Origin of the sequence: Paraperibacillus esterisolvens (genome assembly GCF_046237625.1) — a bacterium.
GTDB lineage: Bacteria > Bacillota > Bacilli > Bacillales > DSM-1321 > Paraperibacillus > Paraperibacillus esterisolvens.
In genome coordinates this window covers 3,851,854-3,865,136 of the sequence record NZ_CP143545.1, presented here as the reverse complement: position 1 = coordinate 3,865,136, position 13,283 = coordinate 3,851,854, and the positions used below count along the sequence as shown (strand labels likewise).

Genomic DNA, 13,283 nt, shown 5'->3' with positions numbered 1-13,283 from the left:
ACGTCCATGCAAAGCAAAGCAAGTAAAACGGTCATTATCATCATTGCTGTATTGATTGCGCTGGTTTTCCTGCTTCCGATCGTCTGGATGCTGTTTACTTCCTTTAAAACAGATCAAGAAGCATTCACCGCAGGCTTGAAATGGATACCAGAAGTATTTACCCTGGAAAACTATCAATATGCCTTCCAGAGCGGCGGAGAAACGCCAGTCCTCCAGTGGATGGCAAACTCCCTTCTTGTCGGGATCACCGGAACACTGATTGTGCTGATTGTCGATACATTAGCGGCCTATGGTCTCGCAAGGCTTGATGTGCCGTTCAAGAAGTTTTTCATTGCCATGTTTATCGGATCGCTTACGATTCCCTGGGTTATCACATTCCTTCCGCTTTACATGGAATTTAACACCTTCGGACTTCTCGATACGTATGCCGTACTGATTCTGCCATACTCAGCGAACGCGTTCGGCGTGTTCCTTTTGTATCAATATTTCCGCGGATTCCCGAAGGAGCTTGAGGAAGCGGCATTCCTGGACGGCGCCAACAAATGGCAGGTATTCACACAGGTGGTTCTGCCGTCTGCACGCCCGGTCATCTGGACGCTCGCAATCTTTACCTTCATGGGAATCTACAATGACTTCCTGTGGCCGCTCGTTACGACCAACTCACCGGAAATGCGTACCATCACGACAGGTATTGCCGTTATGCAGCAGGGAAGCTTTGTATCATCCCCAGCCAAGCTGATGGCCCTTACTTCAATCGCTACCATACCGGCCGTGCTTCTGTTCGTAATCGGTCAGCGTTCATTCATTAAAGGTGTTACACAGTCAGGAATCAAATAAACAGCCACTACATTTTGGAAGGATTTGAAAATACATGTCTATTCCCCGCAACGATTATCCAAGACCCCAGTTTGTCCGTGCAGAATGGGAGAACCTTAATGGGCAATGGGATTTTGCATTTGATGATGAAAATAAGGGACTGACCGAAAAGTGGTTCGAGCAGTTCCCGCAGAGCCGGGAAATCACGGTTCCATTTGCCTATCAGACCGAAATGAGCGGAATAAATGATCCATCATTCCATGATGTGGTCTGGTACCGCAGAACGTTAAGTGTGCCTGAGAAATGGGCCGGCAGACAGATCATCCTGCACTTTGGTGCCGTGGATTACCGCTCATGGGTGTACATCAACGGAAATCTCGCTTTCCACCATGAAGGCGGGAACACGCCATTTTCAGTAGATATCACTCATCTCTTAAACAAAGACGGCAGGGAGGACGAAGTCACTCTCCGCGTTGAGGATCCATCTGAAGATGTGACCATTCCGCGCGGGAAGCAGTACTGGCATGAGCGGTCGGAATCCATTTTCTACACACGGACCACCGGCATCTGGCAGACCGTCTGGATGGAGCCTGCAGCACAGACCGTTCTTTCCGGCATCCGCTGGACTCCTGAGATCGACCGCGGTGATATTGAGCTTGAATTCGAAGTGGGCGGAGCGTTCTCAGAGGGACTTGCCCTTGATGTAGAAATCTCATTCAACGGTAAAAAGGTAATCTCTGATTCATCCAATCTCCTGGAAATTTACAACAAGCGCAGTTATAATGTGCGGAACCGCTTTACAGACCGAAGCAACATCCATGGACCAGGCTGGTACTGGTCACCGGAGCATCCTAATCTGTTTGATGTGACACTAACACTCCGCAAGGGAGAGGAAGTGCTCGATTCTGTTGATTCCTATTTCGGGATGAGAAAGGTTTCAATCGAGAACGGCGTATTCATGCTGAACAATATGCCTTATTATCAAAAGCTAGTGCTTGATCAGGGGTATTTCCCTAAGGCGCTGCTCACAGCTCCGACGGATGAGGCGCTGAAAAGGGATATCGAGCTTGCGAAGGAAATGGGCTTTAACGGCGCACGGAAGCACCAGAAGGTAGAAGATCCACGCTTCCTGTATTGGGCTGACCGCCTTGGTTTCCTCGTATGGGGCGAAATGGCGAACGCGTCTGAATACAGTGAAGAAGCGGCACGCCGCCTGGCAACTGAATGGTTCGACGTCGTGAAGCGCGACTACAGCCATCCTTCCATCATTGTCTGGCTGCCGCTGAATGAGAGCTGGGGCATTTCCCGGGTAGCTTATGACAAGCATCAGCAGGCACATGCCACGTCCATGTACTGGCAGACAAAGTCAATCGACCAGACCCGTCCGGTTCTGTCCAATGACGGCTGGGAGCATACGATTTCTGACATTTGCGGCATCCATAATTACCGCAGTGCCGAAGAAATGGCTGAAGCATACAAGGATGTGGAGAGCGCCATCTCTACGACTCCTGCCAACCGCGTGATTTATGCGAATGGTTACTCCTACAGGGGCGAGCCGATCCTGATCACTGAATATGGAGGCATTGCCTATAAGGTGGACGAACAGGAAGGCTGGGGCTACTCTGCTGTCCAATCTGCCGAAGACCTTGTGGAGGAATACCGCAGAGTAACCGGCGCCTTGACTTCCAGTCCGGTTGTCCAGGGCTTCTGCTACACGCAGCTTACGGATGTGGAGCAAGAAATCAACGGCCTGCTTACGTACGACCGCGAACCAAAATGTGATTTGAAAAAAATCAAGGAAATCAATGATCAAAAGTAATGGACTGCACCCGGCTGACTGGCCGGGTGTGTTTTTTGTTCAACCGGCCAGAGGCCGTGTATGAGGATAGTGCACGTCATAGGCATCCAGGAAGTAAATCACACCCCCGAGCCGGGGAGTGACTTGATTTCATTCGAGGGAGACGCAGAATATACGTTGCCAAATGGAACTGAAGTAAACGATAAGGAAGCCCGGCGCTGCTGAGCATTTTTTTATTGGTTTTGAAAGAATTTTTATGCGGAAATTGAGCAGGGAAGGATATAAATTCATATTTTATGAGCTTTTGAGTGTGTAAATGTGTATCGCTGCGCTGCAGATTGAAAGGTTACTAGCCGAACACAGTACTTTACTCGCGGAAATGGATGATTTACTAGCCGAATGGAGAACTTTACATGCGAAAATGGCTGTTTACAAGCCGAATGGAAGACTTTACTCGCGGAAATGGCTGATTTACCAGCCGAATGGAGGTTTTACACGCGAAAATGGCTGATTTACCAGCCGAATGGAGGATTTTACTCGCGAAAATGGCTGATTTACTAGCCGAACGGAAGACTTTACTCGCTGACAGGGCTGATTTACCAGCCGAACGAAGTATCTTACTTGTGGGAACGGAGGACTTACTTGCGATACGCAGCCCTTACTTGCGAAAATGAAGTTTTACTTGCGGAAACCTCCACCTCACGTGCAGAAAGATCGTTGACAGCCGAACACAGTAGTTTGCTGAACGGCCGCCACTAGCAAATAACACAACAAAAGCCCCGGGATAAACCCCCGGGGCTTCAACAATCATCGTTACTTCTTAATATTTTGATCTACAATCTTCTGTGAAGCAGCAGCCGCTTTTTTAGGGCTTTCTCCGCCGAGGACAGACTGGATGGAGCTGAGTACTGCTTTTTCCACGGCCTCATCCGGGATGAGGTAACGCGGCTGGAAGCGGGTTTTCTTTTCGGACCAGTCTGAGATGTTTTTCAGGTCTTCTGATTCGTATTTAACGTCCTTCAGGGTTACCTGCTGGCTTGTTTTGTTGGCATACAGTTCAGCATTTTCTTTTTTGCTCAGGAATGCCAGGAACTGCTTCGCTTCTTTTTTCTTCTTGGAGTTTTTGTTCACTCCGAGAAGGAAGGTAGTGGTATGGATTCCTTCGAATTTTGCTTCGCTTTCCGGCACGGTGATTGGTGCCAGAAGGCCGAGTTTGATGTCTTTATTCAGGTTGCGGATGCTCGCGATGGCATAAGAGCCCGATGCAAGCATAGCTGCTTTTTCCTGGGCGACCATGGCGATGGCGGAATCATGCTTAGTGCCAAGTGCATCTTTTTGGAAGTAGCCTTTGTCATTTAATTCCTTGAACTGAGTAAGGGTCTTGACCCACCATTCATCAGTCAGCTTGGCATCGCCCTTCATAAGTTTGGCGAAGATTTCTTCATCCGGTGCATTGTTCATCATCATGCTGTTCATGAACTGGCCGGGGCCGATGTCGGCACCAGGGAATGCGATTGGTGTGATGCCTTTCTTTTTCAGCTCTTCACACAGCTTCAGGAAGCCTTCCCAGTCCTTTGCAGGCTCCAGTCCCATTTTTTCAAACATAGAGGCGTTATATACCGGCTGGTTATAGACAAGCTGATACGGAAGGGCGAGCTGCTTTCCGTCCACCTGGGCAGCCTCAATTAGTTTTGGATTATAGTTCTTCACGAAATCTTCGTTGGTGAGGTCTTCATAAAAACCGAGTTTTTTCAAGGATTCAAGCTGAAATCCCGGGTTGGAGGCGAACACATCGCCGGTAGAGCCGTCACGGAGTACAGTCTGTACAGGGTATTGTTCGGAAGGATAGATATTCATTTCCACTTCAATGCCGGTTTCCTTTGTGAACTTTTTGATCAGTTCTTCGAAAACCTGCTTATCTTCACCGCGCCAATGCATGAAGCTGATCTTTTTGTTTTTGGAATCAGAGCTTTCCGAGTCCTTGGAAGAGCAGCCTGCAAGCACACTGGAAACAACCAGCAGCAAGGCAAATAGGTAAAGGCTGACTTTTTTCAATTGATTTCCCCCTAATCAAAATATTATGTATACTAAATACAATAACTCATTCCCTATTATTCCGGCAAGTAAACTTATCATTAAAAATTTTAATCAACTGATTGATTAAAATATGGAATAAATACGTTTCCGGCGGGGGGAAATAGGGTACTTAAGTATTTAGGAAGTTATTGCTAAAAGGGGTGGGCATTACACTACATACAAAATAGAGAAAGAGAATGACTTTTCTAGGGGGACCATTAGAGATGAAGTTAAAACCAAATAGGGCTCTGTATTTCTTTATTCTGCCAGGGCTGATCCTCTACTTGATTTTCTTCGTATATCCTACGGTAAGCGCGCTGTTTTACTCGTTTACAGACTGGGATGGACTGACGGCGGATTTCAATTTCGTAGGAGCGCAGAATTACGTTAACATCTTCACGAATGACTCAATCTTCGTTAAGGCAATGGGCAACAATGTGAAATTCATGCTGTTCGTCGTAATCTTCCAGACGCTGTTTTCACTGGTGTTCTCCATGTTCCTGGTTAGGAACTCAAAAACCACGGTCTTTTTAAGGGCCTTATATTTTTTCCCAACGATTCTTTCCTCCGTTTCTGTTGCCTTTATCTGGGCATTCATTTACGACCCCAACATGGGAATCCTGAATACAGTTTTGGAAAAATCCAGCCTGGGCTTTTTAACACAAAACTGGCTCGGCAATAAAGATATCGCAATCTTCTCCATCGCGGTGGTACAAGTCTGGTTCCATACCGGGCAGATGATCATCCTGTTTGTCGCCGGACTGCAGGGAATTCCGAAGGACCTGTATGAAGTGGCAAAGATCGAGGGAGCTTCAAGATGGCAGAACTTCCGATTTGTGACCTGGCCGATGCTTGCTCCTGCGGCAACGATTGTCATTGCTTATACGACCATCCAGTCGTTTAAAGCCTTTGATTTAATTTATGCCATGACGCGCGGCGGCCCGAACTATGCCACCGAAATCCTTGCGACACTCATCTACTCCACGGCATTCAAAGGATTCAAGTTTGGCTATGCATCTGCTGAAGCCGTTATCTTCCTGATTGTGGTCGCCCTCATCACCTTCCTGCAGTTCCGCATCCTGCGTGCAAACCGTACGGAAGAATAAAGAAGGGACTTAAGGATGAGCCGAATAAAAGCCAAATCAGAACGAAAAGAGGAATAGCATGAAAGTACTTAAGGGCGGAATGCTTACGATATATGCATTGCTGGTCATTATTCCTATATTGGCCATTTTCTTCACCACATTCAAAAGTCCGAATGAAATGTATGAAAATGTTTTGGGACTGCCAAGCAGCTTCGGCTTTGGCAATTATGCCGAGCTGTTCCAGAGCAAATCGATGACCACCTATATCCTGAACAGCGTCATCGTCACTTTATGCTCGGTGGCCATAACCCTGTTTTTTGCGAGTTTGATTGCTTATTCGGTTACCCGGATGACGAATTGGATAGGCAATACCGTGTTTGTGCTGTTCACGCTCGGGATGATGATTCCGGCCCAGGTGAACATGAGCTCGCTGTATAATTTGATGTACTCGCTGGGCTTGACTAACTCGCTTGCCGGCCTTGTGATTGTGAATGCGGCCACAACGCTTCCAATCGCTGTGTTCATCCTGACCGGGTTCATGAAATCCCTGCCGAAAACATTGTTTGAAGCGGCCATGATAGACGGCGCCACGAACTGGGGAATCTTCCGGAAAATCGCGATCCCGCTGTCCATGCCATCGCTGGCTGCGACGTCCATCTTTCTGTTCGTCATGCACTGGAATGATCTGTTCTATCCATTGCTCCTGATCACAGACAAACAATACAAAACCCTGCCGCTCGCCCTGCTCGAGTTCCAGGGGGAGTATATCACCAACTACCCGATGCTGTTCACTGGAGTGATCATCGCTTCCGCTCCAATGGTCATCGCTTACATCTTCCTGCAGCGCTATTTCATTGCGGGAATGACAGCAGGTTCTGTAAAGGGTTAAAAAAGGCGCTGTCCCGTCATCGGGGCAGCGCTTTTTGGGTTTAGCGGGGCGCGGGGCAAAAGGGGAAGCCCATGCAGGGGGGACTTGCCATTAAGCGTTCTGTCCCATTTTCCCGAGAAATGACAGGAATTTTCCCAACCTGTCCCACCCCCAAAGGGCGGGCTGGCCCTGACGAATCTTTTTAAGAAGGAAAAACAGCCTGGTCCCTAATGGGCTGCGGCCGTTTCAGAGTTGCGTGATGTGAAGAGCTCGGCAAGGATGAGGGCGACTGCGCCCATGGCGGTGGCGTCTTCACCAAATTTTGATAAAATAATTTCTGTTTCTTTGGCAGGCTGGGTAAGCGCACGCTGACGGACCGTTTGGGTGATGCTGTCCATAATCAGGCTGCTGGCATTGGAGATGCCGCCGCCGATGATGATCCTTTTCGGATTGACAGTGTGAATCAGGTTGGTCAAACCCACGCCAAGGTAGCGGCCGGCCTGCTCAAGCGCAGTTTTTGCCAGGCTGTCACCTTTCAAGGCTGCTTCGTAAATCAGTTCTCCCGTAATATTATCCATATCTTCTGCAAGTTCATGAAGCATGCTTGTATGGTCGAGCCGCATTTCTTTTTTTACACGCTCGACGATGGCGGGGCCCGAAGCAAAGGTCTGCAGGCAGCCGTAATTGCCGCAGGTGCACTGCGGTCCGTCGATATCGATGACCATATGCCCGATTTCGCCGCTGATAAAATGATTCCCATGGTACAGACGGCCGTTGATGATGATACCGGCACCGATTCCGCGGCCGACGTTGATGCAGACAAAGCTGTCAATGCCGGCGCCATTGCCGAACCACAACTCGCCAAGACTCATGGCACGGCCGTCATTCTCCACTTTTACAATCATGTTAAACCGCTCTTCAAGCACGGTTTTGATAGGGATGTCCTGCAGGTTGAGGTTCGGGGCGAAGATGGAAACTCCCTGTTTCACATCTACGATCCCGTGCATTCCCACGCCGATTCCTACAATCTTTTCTTCATCAATGTCCACCGCATCGATGATGTTCTGTACCGAATCGGTAATGAGGCCAAGCAGCATATCCTTGCTGATTTCTGACGGCATCGGGACAACCGTTTTTCTAATAATTTTACCCGTGATGCTGGTCAGGATTGTCTTGATATTGCGCGATCCGATATCCATGCCGATCACATGGAACATTTCTTCATTCAGCGTAAGGAGGGTAGGCTTGCGCCCGCCGCTTGATTCCCCAAGCTTCTGCTGCTCGATGACAATCTCGGCAAGCAGGAGCTCCTTGACCAGGCTGCTGACAGTAGGCGGCGTCAGCTTGGTCAGTTTGGCGATTTCCGCCCGTGAGATAGGGCCTTTCTCACGGATTATATTCAATATGAGTGAACGGTTAATGGACTTCATTAATTTGAAACTGCCTCTTAGGAAGTTTTTTACCATATGGATTCCCCCGTGTAAGTCGGTTAAAAGTTACTTAATTAAATTTAATTATAAACTACTTCTGTGAACTATTAAACCTTATTAGGAAAATTGGGCAGAAAAGGGAGGGGAATTAAATGAATAGTATGTCCTATTTTAAAAAGGTCTCTTTATTGGTAAATATTAATAAAATTACTCATATTGACACTAAACCCAATTTTTAATATCATTTTGCATTGTGATAGTTGCAAAAAGGGTTTTGGTGTGGGGTATTTTACAGACAGGAGAGGGTGCAGAGATGGATAGCGGATATACTCCTACATTGCCTTATGATCCCGGGACGAGACTGACCCGGAATGAACTGAAGGACATTCTGGATGATTGCATTACGGGCTTCAGGGATCTTGAAATCAGGGTGCCTGGACAGGAAGAAGTAAGGCTCAGCAAGGTGAGGGCCACCAAACTACTGCTCGACAGGCTGGAAAAGGATCAGATAATAGAAATCATCAATCAGCTTTATCTGATTAATCTTAGAAACTCAAACGAGCTTTCTTTTTTAAAATTCATTTTGACTGGGCTATTGAGTGAGCAGGCTGGAAATTCATAATTCTGCGTGTCTGGTCTGATGGTTAAAAGCGGATTTAGGAAATTATAAAACTTTTACTATACTATTCTTTTTCTGAATACTCAAACGTTTCAAAAAAAGGCTTCCCGGTTGGGAAGCCTTTAATGCTTACTGCTGGATTGTACCTTCCGCGGAATCGAATCTCGCCGTCTCCTCAGGTGTCAGCTCCAGATGGTTCTTGAGCGTGTTCCTGATTTCTTCAAGGGAAATTTCATCAAGTTTATAATAATAGATTCCCTGGCTTGTATCATCCGTGCCCTTGAGTCCGAGCGGTTCAATCTGCGGACCGTCCTGTGACAATACATATTTAAGGAATGCCTTCATTTCGCTGAATGTCAGGTTTGTCGTCATATTCGATCCGATAGCATCGATGACTTCTGTATATTTAGAGATAGCACCGGCTGAAGCGGCTTTGGAGGCGATAGCCTGGATGACCTGCTGCTGCCTCTGTCCACGGTAGATATCGCTGTCCTGATGCCTTGTCCGGACGAATGCCAGCGCTTCTTCACCATTTACCGTCTGTTTACCCTTTTCTAGATGGATGGCATCTTTCCTGTCCTTGGAATCCTGCTCGTGCATTTCATAAGGAACATCCACAGTTATGCCATTCAGGGCATCGACCACATCCATAAAGGCGTTGAAGTTCATCTTCACGTAATAGTCCACCGGCACCTGCATCAGTTCCTCGACGGTTTCAACCGTGGCCTTTGTGCCCCCGATAGCATGGGCGTGGGTGATTTTGGTGTAGCTGTCGTTGGCAGGGACGTGAACATATGAATCACGCGGAATGCTTACGAGTTTAATGGTTTTTTTCTTGGTATTGAAGCTTGCCAGAATGAGAGCATCGGAGCGTGTATTGCCCTTCAGCTTCCTTTTTTCACTGTCATCGATCCCGATGAAGAGGATGGAGATATTATCTTCGGTTGGATCAACAGCCTCTGCCCGCTTGGAGGATTTGCCAATCGATTCAAATGAACCGCTGAACACATTCTCGGCTTTATTGTAAAGGTAGGCGGCATAGCCTGTGCCGACGAGAGCCAGCACCAGTATCGGCACTAAAATGAAGGAGAGCAGCCTTTTGCGCCTTCTCCGTTTCTTATATACTTTATAAACTCTTCTGTTAGAAGACATGGTAGTTTCTCCTTTAAGTTTCGATAGTAATCTTTGACTTTATCGGCAGTATCCACAACATATTTTACAATTTATCACAAATTTCGTAAACCGCATTTTAACCAGCAGGGTTTCATGAAGAATACGGAGTCTCCTGGTAAAGGACCTCGCCCTTTGTAATCCGTGCCTGGCCATTTGTCAGCTCTGTCATCCATTCTGTGAAGGCAGGGGCTGCGCTTTCCTCGGCATAGGCATGAATTTCAACTGCTTCGCTGTACTTGATTTCCTTAATTGTGTAAACCGAAGAGCGAAGCTCGTTTTCCAGCTTGCCGAGCCAGGTATAGTCCACGGAGGTGTGCATGACCCGCATCAGCCTGCGTTCGACGATGCCGGCTGCATCGAGCCCTTCAGTGACCGACTTGCCATAGGCGCGGATCAGGCCGCCGGCACCAAGCTTAATGCCGCCGAAATAGCGGGTAACGACCACAACGGTATCCTTCAGATTCTTCTTTTTCAGGACCTCGAGCATCGGGACGCCCGCCGTGCCGCTTGGCTCGCCATCATCATTCGCCTTTTGTATCAGATTATTTTCCCCAATTAAATAGGCAGAGCAGTTATGGTTCGCATCAGAATGCTTTTTCTTGATGGAAGCAATGAATTCCTGTGCCGCTTCCTCCGTCTCCGCCCGCTCCACATAGGCGATGAAGCGGGATTTCTGAATCACAATCTCCCGTTCCCCATAACCCTTCACCGTCAAATAAACCGGCAGCATCCAATCATCCTCTTTTTGGGGACAGTCCCCCATTTCCTGGAGAAGCTTCCCTTGTTTTTTACATGATTTGATAGAAAACGTCAATTATTTCCCAACATCCTAATCACCTATTATAATGTTTTCCCCCAGCAAGGGCAATGGATGTTGTTAGGAAGTCTGTTAATCTTTTAAAGGGCTGGGAGGCTTTTAGGGGCATAGGACTCGCCGTAATTGTTTTTGTGCAGGATTGTAAACGAATCTTAATATTACTAAAGACATGGCATGTTATAATGAAAAATATTCAAATAGATATATTTCATTATATCTGTATAGCAATAACTGGGAGAGTGTGCCTGGGTATAGATGAAAATACCCCGGAGTCACTGGCTTTAAAGTAAAATGGAATGCATAAAAAGCAATATGTTCTAAACTATCATGAGAAAATGGTTCTATCATGCGTTTTTCTAAAACATAGGTCCTTTTAACCTTTTTACCCATGACCTAATTTTCCCAACCTCAAAAAACGTTGAATTCTGAAAATTTCTGTTACAATATAAGATAGATTAGTGACAGGATTTTTAGGCTATAAGGTGATTGCATCATCCATACATAGACGTTATCTAGTAGAATAGTACAGTTTTTAAAAATGGGAAAAACGAGAGACAGGACAGAATGCCGAGAGGCTGAATTTTTTAACAGCGGGGTAAAGAAATGCCTTTAAAAAAAGTGGATACCAAGGTATTGGATTCTATTTTAGAAACGATGGTAGATACCGTAGGGCACAGCAAAAATGAAATCTTCCATATCGGGGAACAGTGCCGGCATGATTTTGAATCTCTGTCTGCTGAATTGAAGGAGATTAAAAAGACGGTGCTGAAGGTCATTGATGAAGGCGATAAGCTTGAAATCAATGCCCGGTTTGCGCGCAAAAGGCTCTCAGAGGTCAGCCGCCATTTTAATCAATACAATGAAGAGCAGGTCAGGGAGGCATATGAGAAAGCACATGCGCTCCAGGTGGACCTCCAGATGAACAGGCAGACGGAAAAGCAGCTCCGCGCACGAAGGGATGATCTCGAGCGGAGGCTTCAGGCCACGCTTGAAACGATTGAGCGTGCCGAGCAGCTGAATTCCCAGATTTCTGTTGTCCTCAATTATCTGACAAGCGATCTCCGCCAGATGGGGGAGGCGCTTGCGGATGCGAGAAGAAAGCAGGAGTTTGGCCTGAAGATCATCGAAGCCCAGGAGGAAGAACGCAAGAAGCTGTCAAGGGAGATTCATGACGGGCCGGCCCAGATGCTGGCGAATGTCATGATGCGCTCGGACTTAATCGAGCGTGTTTTCCGTGAAAGAAGCACAGAGGAAGGCCTGAATGAGGTCAAGGACCTTAAGCGGATGGTCCGCAATGCGCTGTATGAAGTGCGGAGGATCATCTATGACCTCAGGCCGATGGCGCTTGATGACCTGGGCCTTGTTCCGACGCTGCGGAAATATCTGCAGACGATCGAGGAGTATAACCAGGGCGTCCGGATCAGCTTTGTGAACCTAGGTGAGGAAAAACGGCTGCCGGCGAAAATGGAAGTTGCCCTGTTCAGGCTCGTGCAGGAATCTGTACAAAATGCCTTGAAGCATGCTCAGCCTGAACATGTGCAGATCAAGATGGAATGCCTGAAGGACCGGGTGACCGTGGTGATCAAGGACGATGGCATCGGCTTTGATTCGTCAGCCAAAAAGGAAGGCAGCTTTGGCTTGATCGGCATGGGGGAGCGGGTCGACCTCCTGGAGGGAAGCCTCAGCATCGACTCCAATATCGGGGCAGGTACCGTAATCATCATTCAGGTGCCGCTGAAAGCAGCTTCGGCCATGCGTTTATCATAAGCTTCTAAGATTCCCGTTCAGGGATGACTTATTCATAACCAGGTCAGATAGAAAAAAAGAGTACTAGATAAAAGGGAGGCGAAGGCGTTGACAACTGATATTGTCATTATCGATGACCATCAACTTTTTCGCGAAGGGGTCAAGCGCATATTGGATTTTGAACCATCATTTGAAGTGGTAGCAGAAGGGGATGACGGCTCCGAAGCCATGGGGCTCGTTGAAGAAAACAATCCGGACGTGGTAATCATGGATATCAATATGCCCGACATCAACGGCATTGAGGCCACACGCCAGCTTGTTGAAAAGTATCCGGAATCCAAGGTCATCATCCTTTCCATCCACGATGATGAAAATTATGTCACACATGCACTCAAAACTGGTGCACGAGGCTATTTATTAAAGGAAATGGATGCAGATGCATTAGTCGAGGCAGTCAAGGTGGTTGCGGACGGAGGCTCATACCTCCACCCGAAGGTCACCCACAACCTGGTATCCGAGTACCGCAGGTTAGCTGCGGTCGAAGGCAAGGAAAAAGACCATCGCCCGGCGTATGAAATCCGCAGGCCGCTTCATCTGCTGACGCGCCGCGAATGCGAAGTCCTGCAGCTGCTTGCTGACGGACAGAGCAACCGTGGAATCGGCGAAACGCTGTACATCAGCGAAAAAACAGTCAAAAACCATGTAAGCAACATCCTGCAGAAAATGAATGTAAACGACCGTACACAAGCCGTAGTTTTGGCCATCAAAAACGGCTGGGTCGAAGTAAAATAATATACTGGTGCTGACGTACTTTAACAGTAAACAGCAAACAAAAAAGCTCAGGGCCATAAAAAG

12 protein-coding genes are annotated in these 13,283 nt (G+C 47.5%); 8 read left to right on the top strand and 4 right to left on the bottom strand.

The window, feature by feature from the left end:
• The first annotated feature begins 6 nt into the window (after window positions 1-6).
• Genes V1501_RS19555 through V1501_RS19545 form a run of 3 tightly spaced genes read left to right on the top strand, consistent with a single transcriptional unit; the run spans window position 7 to window position 2,839 of the window.
• Entirely contained in the window at window positions 7-837 is an 831-nt protein-coding gene (locus tag V1501_RS19555) for a carbohydrate ABC transporter permease (RefSeq protein WP_409290542.1), read from the top strand.
• A 34-nt stretch (window positions 838-871) separates the two neighbouring features.
• On the top strand, window positions 872-2,635 hold the full coding sequence (locus V1501_RS19550; RefSeq protein ID WP_409290541.1) for a glycoside hydrolase family 2 protein: 1,764 nt from the start codon (window positions 872-874) through the stop codon (window positions 2,633-2,635).
• A 60-nt stretch (window positions 2,636-2,695) separates the two neighbouring features.
• Window positions 2,696-2,839 carry a hypothetical protein gene (locus tag V1501_RS19545; protein WP_409290540.1) on the top strand — a complete coding sequence of 48 codons (144 nt, stop codon included), beginning with the start codon at window positions 2,696-2,698 and terminating at the stop codon, window positions 2,837-2,839.
• A 588-nt stretch (window positions 2,840-3,427) separates the two neighbouring features.
• On the opposite strand, the gene V1501_RS19540 is transcribed toward V1501_RS19545, so the two are convergent.
• Complete coding sequence (locus V1501_RS19540; RefSeq protein ID WP_409290539.1) at window positions 3,428-4,669, bottom strand: ABC transporter substrate-binding protein; 1,242 nt, start codon at window positions 4,667-4,669, stop codon at window positions 3,428-3,430.
• Window positions 4,670-4,914: 245 nt separating this feature from the next.
• Here V1501_RS19540 and V1501_RS19535 point away from each other — a divergent pair, with 245 nt between their 5' ends.
• Window positions 4,915-5,796, top strand: coding sequence for a carbohydrate ABC transporter permease (locus tag V1501_RS19535; RefSeq protein ID WP_409290538.1), 882 nt, complete (start codon window positions 4,915-4,917; stop codon window positions 5,794-5,796).
• Between the two features lie 58 nt (window positions 5,797-5,854).
• Window positions 5,855-6,664 (top strand): carbohydrate ABC transporter permease, encoded by an 810-nt coding sequence (locus V1501_RS19530; RefSeq protein ID WP_409290537.1) that lies wholly within the window; start codon window positions 5,855-5,857, stop codon window positions 6,662-6,664.
• A 206-nt stretch (window positions 6,665-6,870) separates the two neighbouring features.
• On the opposite strand, the gene V1501_RS19525 is transcribed toward V1501_RS19530, so the two are convergent.
• A complete protein-coding gene (locus V1501_RS19525; RefSeq protein ID WP_409290536.1) occupies window positions 6,871-8,109 on the bottom strand; it encodes an ROK family transcriptional regulator in 1,239 nt (412 codons plus the stop codon).
• A gap of 277 nt (window positions 8,110-8,386) precedes the next feature.
• Between V1501_RS19525 and V1501_RS19520 the strand changes: the two genes are divergently transcribed.
• The gene (locus V1501_RS19520) at window positions 8,387-8,695 is read left to right on the top strand and encodes a hypothetical protein (protein WP_409290535.1); all 309 of its coding nucleotides are present in this window, start codon (window positions 8,387-8,389) and stop codon (window positions 8,693-8,695) included.
• Between the two features lie 126 nt (window positions 8,696-8,821).
• Here V1501_RS19520 and V1501_RS19515 read toward each other — a convergent pair whose 3' ends face one another.
• Together V1501_RS19515 and V1501_RS19510 are read right to left on the bottom strand one after the other, a co-directional pair.
• Entirely contained in the window at window positions 8,822-9,844 is a 1,023-nt protein-coding gene (locus tag V1501_RS19515) for an LCP family protein (protein WP_409290534.1), read from the bottom strand.
• A 112-nt stretch (window positions 9,845-9,956) separates the two neighbouring features.
• Window positions 9,957-10,595, bottom strand: a complete 639-nt coding sequence (locus V1501_RS19510; protein WP_409293468.1) for a YigZ family protein — start codon at window positions 10,593-10,595, stop codon at window positions 9,957-9,959.
• Window positions 10,596-11,285: 690 nt separating this feature from the next.
• Between V1501_RS19510 and V1501_RS19505 the strand changes: the two genes are divergently transcribed.
• Complete coding sequence (locus V1501_RS19505) at window positions 11,286-12,449, top strand: sensor histidine kinase (RefSeq protein WP_409290533.1); 1,164 nt, start codon at window positions 11,286-11,288, stop codon at window positions 12,447-12,449.
• An 87-nt stretch (window positions 12,450-12,536) separates the two neighbouring features.
• The gene (locus tag V1501_RS19500) at window positions 12,537-13,220 is read left to right on the top strand and encodes a response regulator (RefSeq protein WP_409290532.1); all 684 of its coding nucleotides are present in this window, start codon (window positions 12,537-12,539) and stop codon (window positions 13,218-13,220) included.
• Window positions 13,221-13,283: the final 63 nt, after the last annotated feature.